Below are 20,849 nucleotides of genomic sequence, written 5' to 3' on the forward strand. Positions count from 1 at the left end.
AACGGCACTGAATCCGTTTATACGGCTTACAACTTCGAGGGCAGCCCAACGAAAGAGAAGCATGTGCACAGCGCTCCCGGACAGGCACCGGTTACCGAGGTTCATACTTATACCTACGACCTTGCGAACCGCCTGTTGAAGAGCGTTTATCAATTGAATGACAAGGATTCTATCACTTTGGTTGACAATATTTACGACGAGGTCGGTCGTCTGTTTGTAGACAGGCGCAACGGTGTTCCTGAATTGCGTACAAATTACAGCTACAATCTCCGTTCTTGGCCGAAAGGAGTCAGCAGCCCGTTATTCAGCCAGACGTTGAACTATCAGGAGGCTATTAATGATATTTCCCCTTGCTATAATGGTAATATCAGCAGTCTGTTTTGGCGTACGGCACAGAATAATGCTTCAAACGCATTGATAAGTTCTCCTGAAAAAGGTTATAGTTTTACCTATGACGGCCTTTCCCGCCTGAAAGACGCTGTTTATGGTGAAGGTGCAAGCCTGAATCAGAACCGTAACCGTTTCAACGAACAGATAACCGGTTATGACAAAATGGGTAATATTCTGGGGCTGCTTCGTTACGGTCAAACGGGTACGGATTCTTACGGTCTGATTGACAACCTGAATCTGACCTACCATGGCAATCAATTACAGTCGGTTTATGACAATGCCACCAACTGCGTATTTGGCAATGGTATGGAGTTTAAGGATGCAGCCCATGAAACGGTAGAGTATGAATATGATAAAAATGGCAATCTGGCTAAAGATTTGAACAAAAAAATATCTGAAATTCAATATAATATCTTAAATTTGCCTAGTCACATCACCTTTGCTGATGGAAGTAGTATTGAATATGAATATGCTGCAGACGGCAGGAAAGTCCGTACCACGCATACTATAAACAATAACGTCACGTCTACTGTTTATTGTGGTAATGCGATCTATGAGAATGGCAGTTTGAAGATGTTGCTGAATGAGTCTGGTTACTATAGTTTCCAAGATGACAAATTTCATTTCTACATCAAAGATCATCAAGGAAATATCCGTGTAGTTGCGGATGAAGATGGGAAAGTTGATGAAGTGAATGATTATTATCCTTTTGGTGGTTTGATGTCTAATGTATGCAATAATGTGCAGCCTTATAAGTATAATGGTAAAGAGCTGGATCGGAAAGGCGGATTGAATTGGTATGATTATGGGGCGAGACATTATGATGCGATGATTGGACGTTGGCACGTGGTGGATTCGATGGCGGAGAAATATTATGGTTGGAGTCCGTATACGTATTGTTTGGCAAATCCGATAAAATATGTAGATATTATTGGTGCTTTTACATCTCCTTATTACACAGAGGATGGTCAATTTTTGGGCGTAGATGAAAATGGGTTTACAGGTAATATTTACATTACAGATGAGGAAGTTTTTGAAAAGTATTCTAAAAACGGAATTGCTAATTCAAAAGATATTCAGAAAGATATGAATACTATTTTAATGAAAGATAAACTTTTAACTTCAGCAGCTGAATCTCATATATATACAGATATACTAAAGAAAAGCACGGATGCAAAACTTGATGTGTCGCAACTTTATAACGGTGAAGTGTCAATTGTGGAAGATGTGGTGAAGAGAAAAGATGAGGTTGTAGGGGTAGGATATAATAATCCAGAAGGGCATAGAAATGCTCCTAAGTACAGTCAATCGTATGTTGATGGAAAAATTAGAGTAACTGTAGCACAAGGTTCTAATCAGCATGATTTATATACAGTAGAAAGTGTGCAAAACTATTTAGGGGTGCATGAGTATTATGGTCATGGAATCAACAATTGGAGTCAAAAGGATACACATTGGAAATGTTATAATGCTCAAATGAATCATCCAACTTTTAGTAAATTACCTAAAGATCAACAATATGAAATCAAAACAAGAAAATATCACTATTATATCAATCGTAATCGTTAGGCGATTTATATGTTTTTTCGGTATAGCGATAATATTTGTGCTCAATGGGTATGCTCAAATAAACGAGTTGTCAATAGAATTGGAAATAGTAAGTATCAGTAAAGGAGATTATCATCCGAGTCCTCAAGAGTTGGTTAAAGGAGATACTTTTCCAAAACGAATTGATTTTGAATTCATTGTATATAACAATAGTAATAAAATGCTTATGATTGGCTCAAATACTCGTTGTTATTATCATTTTGATGGAAAAGATACTAACTGTGAAGAAATAGGACGTTTCTTAATGATAAATGGTATGGATACTATTCCTCTTTATACGGACAGGTATTATTTGCATCCTAACCCGCATTCTGGCGTAAAAGCGATTTGGGGAATTATAGAAAGTTCAAAGGATTCTAAGACTTGTCCCATATTTACTCCATTTCTTAGGCGTTGGACTAATGTGGGCAACGATAACATTAAAGAACTTTATAACTATTTGAAATCTTCTCGTTTTGTATATGTTCCAATACTAGCAGATTATCAAAGAGCACTTAATAAAATTAACAATAAATCAATAATTGACTGTATTATTTATCCTCGTAATACACTTGAGGTGAAAAAGAAAGAGCCTTTTTCTGTTTTTGTTGGTTATTCAGAGGAGAAGGATCATGACTATATTTATCCTTCAGAAGATAAATAAAAACGAGATATTAGGAGTATGGTATTTTATCTAGATTATTGTCTTACCCTGATATAGGTTGACTATTTTGTAATCTCATTTGGTTGTTACCCTGATATGGAACTAGAAATTATTCTGTGTCAGGGTATTTTTTACATAAATGCGGAAATGAAAAGTTGTTTTCTCAATGTAATATCTTAAATTTGCCTAGTCACATCACTTTTGCTGATGGAAGTAGTATTGAATATGAATATGCTGCAGACGGCAGGAAAGTCCGTACCACGCATACTATAAACAATAACGTCACGTCTACTGTTTATTGTGGCAATGCGGTCTATGAAAATGGAGTTCCCAAGACGTTGTTGACAGAAGCTGGGTTCGTCTCCTTGAATGACAGAATATATCATTATTATCTGAAAGACCATCAAGGAAATAATCGTGTGGTCGCAGACCAAAACGGTACTATTGAGGAAGTGAATCATTATTATCCATTTGGCGGTATATTTGCTTCTGCGTCATCTGTTCAGTCTTATAAGTACAATGGGAAGGAATTGGATAGAAACGATGGGCTGGATTGGTATGATTATGGGGCAAGGCACTATGATGCGATGATAGGAAGATGGCATACTGTGGATCCGTCTGCTGCAAAGTACTATCGCTGGGATCCATATGTATATTGTAAGAATAGTCCAGTGAATAGAATTGATCTGGATGGAAAGGATGATTATACAATAAATAGTGCAGGCAGGCTTTTCAGAACTGTTGTAGAGGGTTCTACTAGTGATAGATTGATGAGTACCAGATCAGGAGTTGAACCGGTAACAGTTAATGATAAAGAATTACTTTCAGGAATGTATGTTATGCAAGATGGTAAATCAGGAGGTCTAGAAACTTATAATTCAACATCAAGCCTTGAGGATGCTGCAGCAGTTTTCAAATTTGGAGCTGATAATACTTCTGTTGAATGGAAATTGGATGTATATAATGATAAAGGAGATAAAACAGCTATTATCGGAACTTCGGGTAAAGAAGGTAGTGTATTTTCCGATAAATAGAGTGAATTGAATGTAAAAGGTGATAAAGTGGTAGATATGCATTCGCACCCATACAATGACAAAGCTTCTGGTCAAGACATGAATAATTTGAAAGTTGGGATAGGTGCTGTCTATCATAGGGACAGTAAAGTATTATTTTTCTATGACAGTAGAAATTCACGCATTGAGAGTGAAGAATATAAAATAGATACAAGTAAAACGTTGTTAGATAAATTGAATGATAAATTTATGAAGTAATGAGAACTACGTTTTTAAATTTGATATTTTTGTTTGCTATAGTAGGCTGTAAGCAGCCTGCTATCAACAAGGTTCAGCAAGCGGTGGAAGCGCAAGCAAAATTGTTTGTAGATAGTGGCTTGATAGTTAATGAATATGTAATATTATATGAATTGGCTATTAATGATTCTAATCATATATATAGGATTCAAGCAGCTGATTGTCCAGCAGATCTGAAATTTGAATATCCTTCGAAAATCCTTAAATATAAGGATAAATATCTTTGTTATATAGAATTGGATGAGTTACCCATGTCTGCGGATGAAATGATAGATATATCTGGTTATTCTGGCAATCTTGTGGAAGAAGGAGGAGGGGGAGAGAGTTGGATTTTGGTTGTCTCCAAACTTGGCAAGAAGAAAATATTAATAGATATTTCATTACTTGAGGGATGGGGTACATATTTTAATATAACGGAATTGTGGCCATATTTTTCTGGATATGTGAAAGGATGCCCGGTGCAGATGGGGATTATGTCTCATGATGTCGAGTTAAATGACTTCTATTTAAGTTGTAACATAGACAGTATAAAACGGAATTTGTTTTGGAATGAAAACCAACGTGCTACAATGATAAAAAATGTATATGGGCAAATTTATCTGAAGAATAATACAGACTCCGTAGTTTGCCTGTCGTCAAGTACTAAAAGACATTATGCTGTTGTAAATGGTCAGGATAGTCTTTATTTATCGCTTTGTGATTCTTTGCCCATTATTTTAGGACCGAATGAAAAAAGAATTTTAGAATATAAGAGTCTGCCTCGTCAGGATGTTTTTTTTAGAAATCTAGCGTTGATAGAAGATTCCTGGGGAGATTTCTATAAGTTATTTTGCAGATCGACATACAGCCTTATAAGTGTAAATGGGAGAGATTATCAAACGAAAGTGATGTTTCATGATATTGATAATTATGGATTTGATGTTTCTGCTATGCCTGGTTTTCTATTTCGTATATTAAACCACGGTATATATGATAAGAAAGATGGAGAGATGTCGAGATTTAGATTTTGGTCTGATAAGTGGAATGCTATGAATGATGCTGACAGGAAAAGATTATCAGAGGATGCAGATAAAAGATATCAAAGAAACGTGAATCGGATAAGGTATGGGAGTAGGTAAACTAATCTGCTTATCTATGAGTAAATAGTAAAAAATGTTTGGGTAATAAAAAATTCCGTTAGTCTACAAAGATTAACGGAATTTTTTTAAATCAACATACATCTACATCTTCCACTCTAATGGATTCGAATTTGAGAACAGTACCAAACTACGATAGAACATCTCTACGACGACAACAGAAACCTAATATAAGATTTAACAAAAATATAATAGATATTCAATATAATATTTTAAATTTGCCTAGCCACATGTCTACGCATACAGAATATGCACTTGATATTTTAGCTAGCCTAATTGTAGATACTGATGTCTTAATTGGTTTATCTATTAAAAGTCCTTAACAAAACCCCAATCCATCACTTTTTATTTGTTTCTTTGCACCAAATTCGGGTATAGTGTTGTCTTGTCATTCGAGGCAGCACTTAATTTTGCTTAGATAGTTAATGGAGAAACTCAGTATAAATGCTTGTCCGGTGTGTGGCGGTGCGCACTTGAAACGCGTCATGACTTGTACGGATTTTTATGCTTCGGGCGAACAGTTTGAACTGTATTCGTGTGAGGACTGTGGATTTACATTCACACAAGGAGTCCCCGTGGAAGCAGAGATAGGCAAGTATTATGAGACTCCCGACTATATCTCTCACACTGATACGCGCAAAGGCGCGATGAATAATATCTACCATTATGTACGTTCCTATATGCTGGGCCGCAAAGCGCGCCTGGTAGCCAAGGAAGCGCATCGTAAAACAGGGCGTTTGCTCGATATAGGTACGGGAACCGGTTACTTTTCTGATACGATGGTTCGCCGGGGCTGGAAAGTGGAGGCAGTGGAGAAAAGTCCGCAGGCACGTGAGTTTGCGAAGTTGCATTTCGATCTGGACGTAAAGTCCGAATTGGCTTTGAAAGAGTTTGCTCCCGGCAGCTTTGATGTTATCACCCTTTGGCATGTGATGGAACATTTGGAACACCTTGATGAAGTGTGGCAGCGACTTCATGAGTTGCTGACAGAAAAAGGAGTATTGATTGTAGCTGTACCCAACTGCTCTTCTTATGATGCTCAACGTTATGGCGAGTATTGGGCGGCATACGACGTTCCCCGTCATCTCTGGCATTTCACTCCGGGCACTATACAGCAGCTGGCTTCCCGTCATGGCTTTATTATGGCGGCGCGTCATCCGATGCCGTTCGATGCGTTCTACGTATCCATGTTGAGCGAGAAACATCGTGGCAGTTCATGCAGTTTCCTGAAAGGGATGTTTGCCGGAACGTTAGCGTGGTTTAATGCTTTAGGACGGAAAGAACGTAGTAGTTCCATGATTTATGTATTCCGAAAAAAGAGATAACGCATGGGAAATCAAAACAAATATAAGTCAGGTTCGATCTTCGACATGCAGTTCATCACGTCGAGTATCAGTACGACACTGGTGTTGCTGCTGTTAGGACTGGTTGTCTTTTTCGTATTGACGGCGCACAATCTTTCCGTATACGTCCGCGAGAATATCAGTTTCTCCGTTCTTATCAGTGACGACATGAAAGAAGCGGATATACTGAAACTTCAGAAAAAACTGAATCAGGAACCTTTCGTGAAACAATCCGAATACATCTCTAAAAAACAAGCATTGAAAGAGCAGACGGAGGCAATGGGAACCGACCCGGAAGAATTCTTGGGCTATAACCCCTTTACCGCTTCCATCGAAATCAAGCTCCATTCCGACTATGCCAATTCCGACAGCATCGCGAAGATAGAGAAAATGATTAAAAAGAATACCAATATTCAAGACGTGCTCTATCGAAAGGAACTGATTGACGCTGTGAATGATAACATACGAAATATCAGTCTGGTGCTGCTCGCTCTGGCAGTGGTGCTCACTTTTATTTCTTTTGCTCTGATAAACAATACAATAAGGCTGGCCATCTACTCGAAACGCTTCCTCATTCATACAATGAAACTGGTAGGGGCGAGTTGGGGATTCATCCGAGGACCATTCCTCCGAAAGAATGTATGGAGCGGAATACTGGCAGCCATTGTTGCCGATTCCGTATTGATGGGAACCGCCTATTGGGCGGTGACGTACGAGCAGGAATTGCTTCAGGTCATCACGCCTGAAGTCATGTTGATTGTCTGTGCAAGCGTATTGGTATTTGGAATTGTAATAACGTGGCTATGCGCCTATTTCTCGATGAATAAATACTTGAGAATGAAAGCAAACAGCCTGTACTATATTTAGCGGATGGCGAACGGCTGATTGCAAACCTGTGTTTGTGTGTGGTTAGCATCCGTAACGCCCGGCTGATAGATTAAGGGAATGATTGTAATTAGTAATTTGTAATTAAATAAACTATGTCTGACAAGCAGAAATTTGCCTTTGATAAAGTGAACTTTATCTTGCTCGCGATAGGGATGGCGATTGTTATTATCGGCTTTCTATTGATGACGGGACCTACATCGTCCGAAACCTCTTTTGAACCCGATATTTTCAGTGTACGCAGAATCAAGGTAGCGCCGGTCGTTTGCCTGTTTGGTTTCTTGTCTATGATATATGCTGTGTTGCGTAAACCTAAAACAAAAGTAGAACAATAAAGAAATATGAGTTGGTTAGAAGCATTAATCCTTGGGCTGATTCAGGGGTTGACAGAGTACTTGCCTGTAAGCAGTAGTGGTCATTTGGCCATTGGGGCGGCATTGTTTGGGATACAGGGGGAGGAGAATCTGGCATTCACGATTGTGGTACATGTAGCTACGGTGTGTAGTACATTGGTGATTCTGTGGAAGGAGATAGACTGGATTTTCCGTGGCTTGTTCAAGTTCAGGATGAATGATGAGACGCGATATGTCATCAATATATTGATTTCAATGATCCCGATTGGTATCGTAGGAGTGTTCTTTAAGGATTATGTGGAGACGATTTTCGGTTCGGGACTGCTGATCGTGGGCTGTATGTTGTTGTTGACTGCCGCCCTGCTGACTTTCTCTTATTACTATAAGCCGCGTCAGAAAGAAAAAATCTCGATGAAGGATGCTTTGATTATCGGTATCGCACAAGCTTGCGCGGTTATGCCGGGGTTATCCCGTTCGGGGTCTACCATTGCTACGGGGCTTCTGTTGGGTGACAACAAGGCGAAATTGGCACAATTTTCTTTCCTGATGGTTATTCCGCCTATCTTGGGGGAAGCGTTACTCGATGGAATGAAGATGATGAATGGCGAAGATGTGGTAGGTGATATTCCTGCGTTGTCGCTGATTGTCGGTTTTCTGGCTGCTTTCGTGGCGGGTTGCCTGGCTTGTAAGTGGATGATTAATGTGGTGAAGAAAGGAAAACTGATCTATTTCGCTATTTATTGCGCGATAGCAGGGTTGGTAACGATTATATTGAGCTGATGAATTTTAAAAAAGGAGAAGTACTGTTTTTCAATAAACCTCTTGGCTGGACTTCATTTAAGGTAGTAGGGCACGCCCGCTATCATATTTGCCGTCGGATCGGAGTGAAAAAACTAAAAGTCGGCCATGCCGGAACACTGGACCCTCTTGCAACGGGGGTGATGATTGTATGCACAGGCAAGGCAACTAAACGAATAGAAGAGTTTCAATATCACACGAAGGAGTACGTCGCAACGTTGCGTTTGGGTGCTACTACCCCTTCCTACGATTTGGAACATGAGATAGATGCCACCTACCCTACCGAGCATATCACAAGGGAACTGGTGGAAGAAGTGTTGACGCGCTTTATCGGTGCCATCGATCAGGTGCCTCCTGCTTTCTCTGCCTGTATGGTAGATGGTAAACGTGCCTACGAACTGGCCCGGAAAGGAGAAGAAGTCGAACTAAAAGCAAAACAGCTTGTTATCGACGAGATTGAATTGCTGGAATGTCGCCTGGACGATCCGGAACCGATGATTCAAATCCGTGTCGTATGCAGCAAAGGAACATATATTCGTGCTCTGGCGCGTGATATTGGTGAAGCGCTCCATAGCGGAGCCCATCTGACAGGATTGATCCGCACCCGTGTAGGTGACGTCCGGTTGGAAGACTGCCTGAACCCCGAACACTTTAAAGAGTGGATTGACGGACAGGAAATAGAAAATGAGGAAGAAAATAATTAACGTAATAAGGAATAGATATGAAATTATCACAATTCAAATTTAAGTTACCCGAGGATAAGATCGCTCTACATCCTATGAAATATAGGGATGAGTCTCGTTTGATGGTATTGCATCGTAATACAGGTAAGATTGAGCACAAGATGTTCAAAGATGTGTTGGACTACTTTGATGATAAAGATGTGTTTATATTCAACGATACGAAGGTATTCCCTGCCCGTTTGTATGGTAACAAGGAAAAGACAGGTGCTCGTATCGAAGTATTCTTGTTGCGTGAGTTGAATGAAGAACTTCGTTTGTGGGACGTATTGGTCGATCCGGCACGTAAGATCCGTATCGGTAACAAACTGTATTTCGGTCCGGACGATTCGATGGTGGCCGAAGTGATTGATAACACCACTTCCCGTGGACGTACGCTCCGTTTCCTTTATGACGGACCTCATGACGAGTTCAAAAAGGCTTTGTACTCTTTGGGTGAGACCCCACTTCCCCACTCTATCATCAACCGTCCTGTGGAACCGGAAGATGCAGAACGCTTCCAGTCTATCTTTGCGAAGAACGAAGGTGCGGTGACTGCTCCGACTGCTAGTTTGCACTTCAGCCGTGAGTTGATGAAACGTTTGGAAATCAAAGGTATAGACTTTGCATATATCACTTTGCACGCTGGTCTGGGTAACTTCCGCGACATCGACGTAGAGGACTTGACAAAGCACAAAATGGATTCGGAACAAATGTTTGTAAACGAAATGGCGGTGAAAACCGTTAACCGTGCCAAAGATAACGGCAGAAATGTTTGTGCGGTAGGTACGACCGTGATGCGTGCTATTGAAAGCGCAGTTAGCACCGACGGACATTTGAAGGAATTCGAAGGATGGACGAATAAGTTTATCTTCCCTCCGTATGAGTTTACCGTAGCCAATTCAATGATTTCCAATTTCCACATGCCGCTTTCTACCCTGCTGATGATTGTAGCTGCTTTCGGTGGTTATGACCAGGTGATGGATGCTTACCATGTAGCATTGAAGGAAGGTTACCGTTTCGGCACGTATGGAGATGCAATGCTGATTCTGGACAAATAATGGCAAAAGTATATTTGGGACTCGGCACTAACCTTGGAGATAAAGAACAGAATCTCCGGGATGCCGTGCAAAAAATAGAAGAGCAGGTAGGGAACGTAGTTTCCCTGTCTGCTTTTTATGTTACTGCCCCCTGGGGCTTTGCTTCTGAAAATAGTTTCCTGAATGCGGCCGCTTGTGTAGAAACGGAATTATCTCCATTGGAAGTATTGCAAGAGACGCAAATGATTGAAAGGGAGCTGGGGCGTACCAAAAAGTCCGTCAACGGAATATATAGCGACCGTCTGATTGATATTGACCTGTTACTTTATGAAGATTTAGTGCTTTCTGTGACCTCTGCTTCCGGAGCAGAGTTAACCCTCCCCCATCCGTTGATGGCAGAACGTGACTTCGTTATGAAACCACTGGCGGAGATTGCTCCGGACATCTTGCACCCTGTGTTGGGAAAGACAATGAAAGGTATTTTGAACGCACTCTAACCCCTGTTCGGTGGGCATATATACTCACCGTATTGGGCATATATGTACAGCGTATTGGATATATATATCCAGTATGGTGAGTATATATACGCACCAAACAGACTATTTATTTCTTTTTCTCCGCAATAAACACCGGCAAATAGGCGATGCATCCTATCAGTACTGCATACAGCAAATGAATCTCCTGAAACGGCTTGTCGATGAAATGGCAAACAATGGCGTAGATAGCAATCGTGAATCCTACATAGAGCGCCAGCACTAAAAGCGTTTTTAATTTCTTATTTAGAATCATTATAAATCTATTTATGTGTTAAATACGTGGCAAAGATACTCATTATCTCCAAAATCTCTTTATCTTTGCAACCGAAATGAAAGTGTGGACAGATTTGAGTAGCTTGCAACCACGGAAAAAAATGCTAAAACACGTCTGATTGACGCCTTTCGGCTTATCCTTTGCAGCACTCGCCTCTCCTACTCTCTCATTCTTGATTCTTATTTTTTAATTCTTAATTTAAGAAAGATGGGATACTTATTTACATCCGAATCGGTGTCAGAAGGACACCCCGACAAGGTAGCCGATCAAATATCGGATGCCGTGCTTGACAAACTGTTGGCTTACGACCCCAGTTCGAAAGTAGCTTGCGAAACACTAGTGACTACCGGACAAGTGGTGCTAGCGGGTGAAGTGAAAACAAAAGCGTACGTTGACCTACAACTCATCGCACGCGAAGTGATTAAGAAAATCGGTTATACCAAAGGAGAGTACATGTTCGAAAGCAACTCTTGTGGTGTACTTTCCGCTATTCATGAGCAAAGCCCCGATATCAACCGTGGTGTAGAGCGTCAGGATCCGATGGAACAGGGTGCAGGCGACCAGGGAATGATGTTTGGTTATGCTACCAATGAAACGGAAAACTACATGCCGCTTTCTCTTGATTTGGCACACCGCATTCTGCAAGTGCTGGCCGACATCCGTCGTGAAGGAAAGGTAATGACTTACCTCCGCCCCGATGCCAAAAGCCAGGTTACTATCGAATATGATGACAACGGAACGCCTGTCCGTATCGATACAATCGTTGTTTCTACACAACATGATGACTTTATCCAACCGGAAGATGACTCTCAAGCTGCTCAACTGAAAGCTGACGAAGAAATGTTGTCTATCATCCGCCGTGATGTGATCGAGATCCTGATGCCTCGTGTAATTGCTTCTATTCATCACGATAAGGTATTGGCACTGTTCAATGATAAAATCATCTATCATGTGAATCCTACCGGAAAATTTGTAATCGGTGGTCCTCACGGAGATACCGGTTTGACCGGTCGTAAGATTATCGTTGATACTTATGGCGGTAAAGGTGCTCACGGTGGTGGTGCTTTCTCCGGAAAAGATCCTAGTAAGGTAGACCGTAGTGCAGCTTATGCAGCACGTCACATCGCAAAGAATATGGTTGCGGCAGGTGTAGCAGACGAAATGCTTGTACAGGTGAGCTATGCTATCGGTGTGGCTCGTCCAATCAATATCTTTGTCGATACTTACGGCCGTTCTCACGTCAACATGACTGATGGCGAGATTGCGCGTGTTATCGACCAATTGTTCGATCTTCGTCCGAAAGCTATCGAGGAACGTCTGAAACTTCGTAATCCTATTTATCAGGAAACAGCTGCTTACGGTCACATGGGACGTGAACCGCAAGTGATAACGAAGAAATTCTTCTCTCGTTACGAAGGAGACAAAACTGTGGAAGTGGAACTCTTTACATGGGAGAAACTCGATTACGTAGATAAAATTAAAGCTGCTTTTGGTCTGTAAAACAGTCTGAAACAGGGCTTAACTTGTTAAGAAAGAGCTGCAATTTCAACTTCCTTTAATGGAAATTGAAGTTGTAGCTCTTGATTTTTAATAAGTTATATTTAAATAAATGTTTTTTGGCTACTAAGTATGTTTTATCGGAAATTGCTACTTTTGTATCGTAAAATAAAACAGACTGCTAAATGAAAACAAGATGTTGTTGTTCTAAACGCTATTTATTGGTGTTCTCTATTTTACTTGTCAGCGTAGGTAGCATTTTTATGTCTGTCTCTCTTTCTTCTTGTTCCTCTCCTTCAGTGAAGAATCCATTGTTATTATGCGCTGATTCATTAATGGAGACATGTCCTGACAGTGCCTTATCTATTTTGGAATCAATTACCTGTCCGCAGAAAATGCCACGTGCCGATCGGGCGCTTTATGCGCTACTGCTCACCCAGGCACGGCATAAAAACTATATTGCTTTAGAGGATGATTCGTTGATAAAAACGGCTGTTGACTATTATGGCGATAAGAAGAAAAGTCTGCGTGCTGCAAAAGCTCATTATTACTGGGGAGCTACTTATAGCGAAATGGGGTATACCTCATTTGCTGTAGAAGAATATTTGGCTGCTATTCGACTAATGCCCGTTAGGGATGAATTCTTAGCAATGATTTATGATAACTTGGCGGAGTGTTATGCAAAAGATGGTTTGAATAATGTGGCTATGGAGGCTTATCGTGCAGCTTATCAGATATTAAAAGGAGAAAGAGCACAAGTATACCCATTAAGAGGGATCGCAGGCGTATTTTTCTCGCAAAGTGAGAAAGATAGTGCATTATGTTATTATCAACAAGCCCTTGATTGTGCATTGACAATGCAGAATTCTAGTATGATAGGTGCAATTTATCATGACTTTGCTATGGTTTATAATGAAGAGAAAGATTATATCCGAGCAGATCAATATATATCAAAAGCTATTCTAGCAATGGGGCAGGATGAAGCGACTAATGCTTATTTGTTAAAAGCTGAAATTATGCTTAATTTGAATAAGCTTGATTCTGCGAGCTATTTTTTTTATAAAAATATGGATTATCTCGATATTAATGGAAGGGCTGTATGTTATGATGGAATGTATCAAGTAGCAAAGAGAAAAGGTCAATGGGAAGCTGCGATGAAAAATATGGATGCATATAAGGTTCTTTATGATTCTATCCAAGTTATGGCTGACAATGAGGAACTTAATCGGCTCATGGACAAACATCAATTGGAGGAACATAAAAGGTTATTGTCTGAGCGTACAAAAACATTGGTTTTTAGTTTAGTTACTGTATTTTTTTCTTTGATGGTTATATGTATCTTCTGGTTTATGTGGAATGATAGGCGAAGGAAAAAGTATTATATTGATTTGCAACACGAATTAACTCAAAAACGAGTAGATACAATGTTGTTGAGAGAGGAGGAGGTTTCTGAATCTAATAAGGAACATATAAATAAGAAAAGGTCAGATCTGACGGAACAACAGATTCAATTGTGTATATCCGTACTTAAGACTACTAATTGTTATGATCAATTGGAGGCGTTAGAGGGAGCGACTCCTAAACAGTTATTGGCGATGCGTAGCTTGAGGAAGGAAATACGTTCTGATATTTCTAACGCTTTTGTTGATGTGATGATGAATCTTAAGGAACGCTGCCCTGCTTTAACTGGCGATGATATCTTTTTTTGTGTTCTTTCACTGCTTTGTTGTTCAAAAACTGTTGTGATGGAGTTGATGGATGCTACATCAGATGCTCTTAAAACACGTAAAAATCGTATAAAGAACAAAATGGATGCGCAAATTTTTGAACGGGTATTTGGTGTTGATAATCAGTGAAATAGGACATGGTTTCTTGGCTGTTTTGTTTTTAGGTAACTGAGTGTTACCATTGTTACCACATAAAAATCGTTTCTTTTGCTTCATCTGTGTATTTTTGAAGCGAAATTTTAAACTCAATTATTATGAAAGCTAAATTTTTTCCTCTTTTGTTATTGACTATTTTGCTTCAAATGAGTATGTTTTCTTATGCGCATGAGATGATATCTGCACGGCAGATTAAATTGAGAACTAAGACTGAGGTACAACATCGGTCTGTCCCTGTTACTCCTGCTGCTTGTATTGAAAACTCATTGTTGTCTATAGACCTTCTTTCTACTGTTCCTACTGTAACTGTTATCATAAAGAATGCAGAAACAGATGAAGTTGTTTATACGTCTACTGATTTAAATGTAGATAAGGTTTATATTGATCTTACAGGTGAGGAGAAAGGTAAATATACTTTGGAGATACAACTTCCAAAGGAGGCCTTTACCGGAGATTTTGAATTAGAATAAATCTTTGAAATATATATTATTTGCAACTAACATAATGATGATATACCTAAATCATTAACTGATGAAGCCCCACTGTTGAAATATATGGCGCATTGCTGAAATGGCGATTAGATGACCGAAAGGGGAAAGATCGGTAAATTCTATCCGTGGGCTTAATAAACCTTGTGAAAGGCGCATAAAGGTATATTGAAACGTAGAATTAAAATCACTTTTTTAAATTGTATGCTGAATACTACTGGTAGGGTGTTCGAATGATTTTATGATTCGAATAATAAAGTTCATTCAGCAACAATTTGATACACCTGTTAGTAGATGAGATATCTGTGATAGATGTATTCTTTGTGAGAAAGGTTCTTGGACTTCTGGATAAGGAGTCCAAGATTTTTTTTATAGGGATAGATAAATGTAGAGATAAAAATGATCTCTGATTAAGTTGAATGTGAATAACGGAATTTTTTCGTAATTTTGCCTTCTCGATATAATAATGGATAGTGATGAAGATGAATCAGATAAATTCCGTATGTGTATATAGCGCTTCCAGTACCAAGATAGACGCTGTTTATTTCCAAGCAGCCGATACTCTCGGGCGTTTGCTTGCCGAACACCGTATTCGTTTGATAAATGGAGCCGGAAGTATTGGCCTGATGCGTTCTGTGGCAGATGCTGTATTGAAAAATGGTGGTGAGGTGACAGGTGTGATTCCTCGTTTTATGGTGGAGCAAAACTGGCATCATACGGGATTGACAGAACTGATTGAAGTAGAATCCATGCACGAACGCAAGCGGAAGATGGCAGATTTGAGCGATGGTATTATTGCTTTGCCCGGTGGATGCGGTACCCTTGAAGAACTGCTGGAGATTATTACCTGGAAACAATTGGGATTATATCTCAATCCGATTGTAATCCTCAATATAAACGGATTCTTCGATCCACTCCTCGAAATGCTTGAAAAAGCTATTGATGAGAACTTTATGCGCCGGCAGCATGGCGATATATGGAAAGTGGCGCAGACGCCGGAAGAAGCGGTTCAATTGCTTTATGAAACTCCTGTATGGGACATTTCCATTCGTAAATTTGCAGCGATATGATAGGCGACACACTAAGTTCCCGAAGTGCGGATACGCTGTCCCTTCTTCGGCAGAACCAGACTAGTCCGGCAAAGGCGGACACTGATAGTCTGCAGTTGGTTGATCTTCATGCTGTACAAGAAGTTGATTCCGGCTTTGAGGGGACCCCTATCTCCTACTCTCCCCGCACGGACGATGCCATTGCGTTGACCTTGCTGGCTTGTTTCTTTCTTTCCTCCATAGCCTTGGCGCGCGGAAAGAAATTTCTCTCCCAACAGGTGAAAGACTTTGTATTGCACCGTGAACGAACGAGTATTTTTGATAGTTCTACGGCAGCCGATGTGCGTTATCTCCTTGTGCTTGTGTTGCAGACTTGTGTCTTGTCGGGTATCACATTTCTCAATTATTTTCATGATACATGCCCTGCTTTGATGAACCGGGTATCCCCCCTCCTTTTGCTGGGTATCTACGTTGGATTCTGCCTTGCTTATTTCTTACTAAAATGGCTGATTTACATGTTTCTTGGGTGGACGTTTTTTGATAAAAATAAGACAAATATATGGCTGGAATCCTATTCTGCGCTCATATATTATGTCGGATTTGCCCTCTTTCCATTCGTTCTTTTTCTAGTTTATTTTGATTTAAGTCTCACAAATTTGGTCATAATTGGGGCTATTATTTTAATTTTCACTAAAATATTGATGTTTTATAAGTGGATAAAGCTTTTTTTTCATCAATTTAGCGGGCTTTTCCTATTAATTTTGTACTTTTGCGCTCTTGAAATAGTACCTTGTTTGCTACTCTATCAAGGTATGATTCAAATGAACAATATTTTGCTAATAAAATTTTAGGACGTTGAAAATTAAAAAAGTACTAGTGTCGCAGCCTAAGCCTGCGTCAGAGAAGTCTCCCTATTACGACATAGCTGAAAAGTATGGCGTTAAAATAGATTTCCGACCATTTATTAAGGTTGAAAGTCTTTCGGCGAAAGAATTTCGGCAACAGAAAATTTCGATTCTCGACCACACTGCCGTAATATTCACTTCGCGCCATGCTATTGACCATTTTTTCACTTTGTGTACTGAATTGCGCGTGACAATTCCCGAAACGATGAAGTATTTCTGCGTGACGGAAGCTGTTGCATTGTATATTCAGAAATATGTGCAATACCGCAAGCGTAAGATCTTCTTCGGAGCTACCGGAAAGATTGAGGACCTGATACCTTCCATTGTGAAGCATAAAACGGAGAAATATCTCGTTCCGATGTCAGACGTACACAATGACGATGTGAAAAACTTGCTCGACAAGAATAACATTCAGCATACAGAAGCTGTGATGTACCGTACAGTGAGCAACGACTTTACACCGGACGAGGAGTTTGATTATGACATGTTAGTGTTCTTCAGCCCTGCCGGAGTGACTTCATTGAAGAAGAACTTCCCTGATTTTAATCAGAGAGAGATTAAGATCGGCACTTTCGGCTCTACTACCGCACAGGCTGTACGTGACGCAGGTCTCCGTCTGGACCTTGAAGCTCCTACGGTGCAGGCTCCGTCAATGACTGCCGCACTTGATATGTTTATCAGAGAAAACAATAAATAAACAGAGTGGGTATATATACTTTGTGTAAAGCCGAAAGGCTGAATAGTAAAATTTTGATCGGAAAGATGTTTGAAGGCGGCGTTTCGAAGTCGTTTTCCATCTTTCCGATACGCGTTGTATATATGCCTGTTGAGCAGGGCGAGGCTCCTGCTTCTATATTAATCAGTGTATCGAAACGTCGTTTTAAACGAGCGGTGAAACGCAACCGTGTGAAACGTCAGATACGCGAAGCCTACCGGAAGAACAAATCTCTCCTGGTGGACGAATTGCAACGCCGGGAGCAGCGGTTAGCCGTTGCCTTTATCTATCTGTCGGACGAGCTTATTGCAACTTCCGAATTGGAAGAAAAGATGAAAATAGCGCTTGCGCGCATCTCTGAAAAACTATCCTCATGAAACCTCGTAACTCCCGGATATCTGCCCTGTGGGTATTCTTAACGGGAATTTTGAGGAAAGTATTCTCTTTCTTGTTGCTTGTTCCCATCTACTTTTACCGGGTTTGTATTTCGCCTCTTACTCCTCCCTCTTGTCGATTCACGCCAACTTGTTCGGCTTATGCTGTCGAAGCAATTAAGAAACACGGTCCTGTAAAGGGGCTTTACCTCGCTGTGCGGCGTATTCTGCGATGCCATCCCTGGGGTGGTTCCGGCTATGATCCCGTACCTTGAAACAATTAAAATGAGAAATAGAAGATGAAAAAGAATGTGACTGACATTTTGGATATTCATACTCATAAACTGGAGGCCGATTCTCTGGGAAAATCTATCGTGAATTATCCGCTGTTGGCGGACTCTCCATTGTATATGCCTTTCGCAGGAGATGTGGAAGTGGATAGGGGATATTATTATTCTGTCGGCATTCATCCCTGGGAGTTGACAGAGCATAATGCCGGACAGCTTTTGGATTATCTTAAGCAGCAGTTGCGGAAAAAGCAGTTTGTCGCCGCAGGAGAAGCGGGATTGGATAAATTGGCAGCAGCTTCAATGGAACTTCAGTTAACGGTGTTTAAAGCGCAGGTGAGGCTGTCGGAAGAGTATGGTTTGCCGTTGATTATCCACTGCGTGAAAGCAATGGACGAGCTGTTAGCAGTGAAAAAAGAATTTCGTCCCCAACAAGCTTGGATATGGCATGGTTTTCGTGGAAAACCGGAGCAGGCGGTGCAGTTGCTAAAAAAGGGCTTTTATCTCTCTTTTGGAGAACATTATCCTGATGAAACGATGCAGACAGTACCCGACGAACGGTTGTTTCTGGAAACGGACAACAGTTCGCTTGATATTGAAGATATCCTGTGTCGGGCAGCCAAAGTGCGTGGGGTAGAAGTGGAAGTGTTGCGTGAGACGATCCGCCGAAATATCCAAAATGTCTTTTTTAGGGCATAAGAGTTGTATCTTCCGAGAAAGAGTCGTACTTTTGTCGCACATGGGATTGAAATACAATAAAAAACAACTAATTAATAGAGTAATACGATGAATTTTGTAGAAGAATTGAGATGGCGTGGCATGTTGCAGGACATCATGCCGGGAACAGAAGAGTTGTTAAGCAAAGAGCAGGTGACTGCCTATTTGGGTATCGACCCGACTGCTGATTCGCTACACATTGGTCACCTTTGTGGAGTGATGATCCTTCGTCATTTCCAACGCTGCGGTCATAAGCCGTTGGCACTGATCGGTGGCGCTACAGGTATGATTGGAGACCCTTCCGGAAAATCAGCAGAACGTAACCTGCTGAACGAGGAAACATTGCGTCACAATCAGGCGTGTATCAAGAAACAGCTTGCCAAGTTCCTCGACTTCGAGTCGGATGTGCCTAACCGTGCCGAACTGGTGAACAATTATGACTGGATGAAAGATTTCACTTTCCTCGATTTTGCTCGCGAAGTAGGTAAGCACATTACTGTGAATTATATGATGGCAAAAGACTCTGTAAAACGCCGTCTGAATGGTGAAGCGCGTGATGGATTGTCATTTACCGAGTTCACTTATCAGTTGCTTCAAGGATATGACTTCCTTCATTTGTATGAAACAAAGGGCTGTAAGCTTCAGATGGGTGGTTCTGACCAATGGGGAAACATTACTACCGGTGCCGAATTGATCCGCCGTACCAATGGGGGAGAGGTGTTCGCACTGACTTGCCCGCTGATTACAAAAGCTGACGGCGGTAAGTTTGGTAAAACGGAATCCGGAAATATCTGGCTGGACCCTCGCTATACTTCACCTTACAAGTTCTATCAATTCTGGCTGAATGTAAGCGACTCCGATGCCGAGCGTTATATCAAAATCTTCACTTCTATCGAAAAAGAAGAAATTGAAGCACTGATTGCCGAACATCAGGCTGCTCCGCACTTGCGTCTCCTTCAGAAACGTCTGGCTAAAGAAGTAACTGTGATGGTTCACTCGGAAGAAGATTATAACGCAGCGGTTGACGCATCCAATATTTTGTTTGGTAATGCTACTTCCGACGCTTTGCGCAAATTGGATGAGGATACATTGCTGGCTGTATTTGAAGGAGTACCCCAATTTGAGATTTCCCGTGATGCGTTGGCAGAAGGAGTGAAGGCAGTAGATTTGTTCGTCGATAATGCGGCTGTATTTGCTTCGAAAGGTGAGATGCGTAAGTTGGTTCAAGGCGGTGGCGTTTCGTTGAACAAAGAGAAACTAACGGCCTTTGATCAGGTAATCACAACTGCTGACTTGCTCGATGAGAAATATCTGCTTGTTCAGCGCGGTAAAAAGAACTATTTTTTGCTGATTGCAAAGTAATGATGCACGATTCACTCGATAGAATGTAAAAAAGTGAACGAAATATTTGGAGGTTTGCTTGCAAACCTCTATCTTTGCACCGCTTTTTAACAGAAAGCACATAAGTTTGGACTATGGTGTAATGGTAGCACAACAGGTTTTGGTTCTGTTTGTCCAAGTTCGAATCTTGGTAGTCCAACGAAGAAAAGCCCCGAAAGAGACATCTTTCGGGGCTTTTCTTTCGTGACTCTGAAGTCGTCGTTTTTGTATATCCTTATAAAATTGAAGTATATAGGGGCTCAGTTGTAATTCTTGGGGGATTAAGTTTAGTCAATTCCCTTCATGCATATACCTTTGCTAGCCTAAAAAGGAAGAAGCTCATATCCACTACTCCTCTAAATGATGCCCTAAATGCTTTGATTTTAGCATTAAATGCTTCCGCTGCTGCATTTGTACTCCTGTTCACAAAGAAGTTCAGAATCCTTTCATAATGATTCTCAATAGAGTTTGCTACTGTTGTGAATGTATCGTATCCATATTCTTCAATCTTATTATACC

General features: G+C 40.8%; 24 protein-coding genes and 1 tRNA gene. 23 read left to right on the plus strand and 2 right to left on the minus strand.

Going from position 1 to position 20,849, the window contains the following annotated elements; all coding sequences use genetic code 11:
* The 12 genes from HMPREF0106_RS0125035 to folK all read left to right on the plus strand — a co-directional run.
* Window positions 1–1,959, plus strand: a 1,959-nt coding sequence (locus HMPREF0106_RS0125035) for an RHS repeat domain-containing protein (RefSeq protein ID WP_009040705.1), incomplete at its 5' end; no start/stop codon positions are given.
* Entirely contained in the window at window positions 1,910–2,641 is a 732-nt protein-coding gene (locus HMPREF0106_RS06025) for a hypothetical protein (RefSeq protein ID WP_008023715.1), read from the plus strand. The genes HMPREF0106_RS0125035 and HMPREF0106_RS06025, both read left to right, overlap by 50 nt.
* Before the next feature lie 116 nt (window positions 2,642–2,757).
* Window positions 2,758–3,675, plus strand: coding sequence for an RHS repeat-associated core domain-containing protein (locus HMPREF0106_RS28460; protein ID WP_177159838.1), 918 nt, complete (start codon window positions 2,758–2,760; stop codon window positions 3,673–3,675).
* Window positions 3,676–3,681: 6 nt separating this feature from the next.
* Window positions 3,682–3,912, plus strand: a complete 231-nt coding sequence (locus HMPREF0106_RS27510; RefSeq protein ID WP_198138559.1) for a hypothetical protein — start codon at window positions 3,682–3,684, stop codon at window positions 3,910–3,912.
* The gene (locus HMPREF0106_RS06020; protein ID WP_009040706.1) at window positions 3,912–5,069 is read left to right on the plus strand and encodes an Imm65 family immunity protein; all 1,158 of its coding nucleotides are present in this window, start codon (window positions 3,912–3,914) and stop codon (window positions 5,067–5,069) included. The genes HMPREF0106_RS27510 and HMPREF0106_RS06020 overlap by 1 nt, the downstream gene beginning before the upstream one ends.
* A 443-nt stretch (window positions 5,070–5,512) precedes the next feature.
* Complete coding sequence (locus tag HMPREF0106_RS06015) at window positions 5,513–6,412, plus strand: methyltransferase domain-containing protein (RefSeq protein WP_009040708.1); 900 nt, start codon at window positions 5,513–5,515, stop codon at window positions 6,410–6,412.
* Between the two features lie 3 nt (window positions 6,413–6,415).
* Window positions 6,416–7,297 (plus strand): cell division protein FtsX, encoded by an 882-nt coding sequence (locus tag HMPREF0106_RS06010; RefSeq protein ID WP_004298879.1) that lies wholly within the window; start codon window positions 6,416–6,418, stop codon window positions 7,295–7,297.
* A gap of 113 nt (window positions 7,298–7,410) precedes the next feature.
* A complete protein-coding gene (locus HMPREF0106_RS06005) occupies window positions 7,411–7,650 on the plus strand; it encodes a DUF3098 domain-containing protein (protein WP_008023727.1) in 240 nt (79 codons plus the stop codon).
* Between the two features lie 6 nt (window positions 7,651–7,656).
* A complete protein-coding gene (locus HMPREF0106_RS06000; RefSeq protein WP_008023730.1) occupies window positions 7,657–8,448 on the plus strand; it encodes an undecaprenyl-diphosphate phosphatase in 792 nt (263 codons plus the stop codon).
* Window positions 8,448–9,170: a tRNA pseudouridine(55) synthase TruB gene (gene truB / locus HMPREF0106_RS05995; protein WP_004302892.1), complete on the plus strand. Its 723-nt coding sequence runs from the start codon at window positions 8,448–8,450 to the stop codon at window positions 9,168–9,170. The genes HMPREF0106_RS06000 and truB overlap by 1 nt, the downstream gene beginning before the upstream one ends.
* Window positions 9,171–9,187: 17 nt before the next feature.
* Complete coding sequence (gene queA / locus HMPREF0106_RS05990) at window positions 9,188–10,246, plus strand: tRNA preQ1(34) S-adenosylmethionine ribosyltransferase-isomerase QueA (RefSeq protein WP_004302895.1); 1,059 nt, start codon at window positions 9,188–9,190, stop codon at window positions 10,244–10,246.
* A complete protein-coding gene (gene folK / locus HMPREF0106_RS05985) occupies window positions 10,246–10,722 on the plus strand; it encodes a 2-amino-4-hydroxy-6-hydroxymethyldihydropteridine diphosphokinase (protein WP_009040709.1) in 477 nt (158 codons plus the stop codon). The genes queA and folK overlap by 1 nt, the downstream gene beginning before the upstream one ends.
* 106 nt (window positions 10,723–10,828) lie before the next feature.
* Here the strand turns inward: folK and HMPREF0106_RS05980 are convergent, their stop codons facing one another.
* The gene (locus tag HMPREF0106_RS05980) at window positions 10,829–11,014 is read right to left on the minus strand and encodes a hypothetical protein (RefSeq protein WP_009040710.1); all 186 of its coding nucleotides are present in this window, start codon (window positions 11,012–11,014) and stop codon (window positions 10,829–10,831) included.
* Between the two features lie 228 nt (window positions 11,015–11,242).
* Between HMPREF0106_RS05980 and metK the strand changes: the two genes are divergently transcribed.
* The 11 genes from metK (at window position 11,243) to HMPREF0106_RS05925 (ending at window position 20,490) form a co-directional block, all read left to right on the plus strand.
* Window positions 11,243–12,535 carry a methionine adenosyltransferase gene (metK, locus tag HMPREF0106_RS05975; RefSeq protein WP_008023738.1) on the plus strand — a complete coding sequence of 431 codons (1,293 nt, stop codon included), beginning with the start codon at window positions 11,243–11,245 and terminating at the stop codon, window positions 12,533–12,535.
* Between the two features lie 182 nt (window positions 12,536–12,717).
* Window positions 12,718–14,388, plus strand: coding sequence for a tetratricopeptide repeat protein (locus HMPREF0106_RS05970; protein ID WP_009040711.1), 1,671 nt, complete (start codon window positions 12,718–12,720; stop codon window positions 14,386–14,388).
* A gap of 125 nt (window positions 14,389–14,513) precedes the next feature.
* Window positions 14,514–14,885 carry a DUF3244 domain-containing protein gene (locus HMPREF0106_RS05965; RefSeq protein WP_009040712.1) on the plus strand — a complete coding sequence of 124 codons (372 nt, stop codon included), beginning with the start codon at window positions 14,514–14,516 and terminating at the stop codon, window positions 14,883–14,885.
* A gap of 500 nt (window positions 14,886–15,385) precedes the next feature.
* Complete coding sequence (locus HMPREF0106_RS05960) at window positions 15,386–15,973, plus strand: TIGR00730 family Rossman fold protein (RefSeq protein ID WP_032841920.1); 588 nt, start codon at window positions 15,386–15,388, stop codon at window positions 15,971–15,973.
* Window positions 15,970–16,803, plus strand: a complete 834-nt coding sequence (locus HMPREF0106_RS05955; protein ID WP_008641572.1) for a DUF4271 domain-containing protein — start codon at window positions 15,970–15,972, stop codon at window positions 16,801–16,803. The genes HMPREF0106_RS05960 and HMPREF0106_RS05955 overlap by 4 nt, the downstream gene beginning before the upstream one ends.
* A 4-nt stretch (window positions 16,804–16,807) precedes the next feature.
* Complete coding sequence (locus HMPREF0106_RS05950) at window positions 16,808–17,554, plus strand: uroporphyrinogen-III synthase (protein WP_008023747.1); 747 nt, start codon at window positions 16,808–16,810, stop codon at window positions 17,552–17,554.
* Between the two features lie 5 nt (window positions 17,555–17,559).
* On the plus strand, window positions 17,560–17,949 hold the full coding sequence (gene rnpA / locus HMPREF0106_RS05945) for a ribonuclease P protein component (protein WP_009040713.1): 390 nt from the start codon (window positions 17,560–17,562) through the stop codon (window positions 17,947–17,949).
* Entirely contained in the window at window positions 17,946–18,221 is a 276-nt protein-coding gene (gene yidD, locus HMPREF0106_RS05940; protein WP_009040714.1) for a membrane protein insertion efficiency factor YidD, read from the plus strand. The genes rnpA and yidD overlap by 4 nt, the downstream gene beginning before the upstream one ends.
* A gap of 24 nt (window positions 18,222–18,245) precedes the next feature.
* Window positions 18,246–18,932 (plus strand): TatD family hydrolase, encoded by a 687-nt coding sequence (locus tag HMPREF0106_RS05935; protein WP_009040715.1) that lies wholly within the window; start codon window positions 18,246–18,248, stop codon window positions 18,930–18,932.
* Window positions 18,933–19,019: 87 nt separating this feature from the next.
* Complete coding sequence (tyrS, locus tag HMPREF0106_RS05930; protein WP_008641576.1) at window positions 19,020–20,312, plus strand: tyrosine--tRNA ligase; 1,293 nt, start codon at window positions 19,020–19,022, stop codon at window positions 20,310–20,312.
* Window positions 20,313–20,419: 107 nt separating this feature from the next.
* Window positions 20,420–20,490, plus strand: a tRNA-Gln gene (locus HMPREF0106_RS05925).
* Between the two features lie 141 nt (window positions 20,491–20,631).
* Here the strand turns inward: HMPREF0106_RS05925 and HMPREF0106_RS26280 are convergent.
* Window positions 20,632–20,849: transposase (locus HMPREF0106_RS26280; RefSeq protein WP_009040716.1), on the minus strand; the 218-nt coding region annotated here is incomplete at its 5' end.

The sequence above is a fragment of the Bacteroides sp. D22 genome (genome assembly GCF_000163675.1).
Taxonomy (GTDB): domain Bacteria; phylum Bacteroidota; class Bacteroidia; order Bacteroidales; family Bacteroidaceae; genus Bacteroides; species Bacteroides xylanisolvens.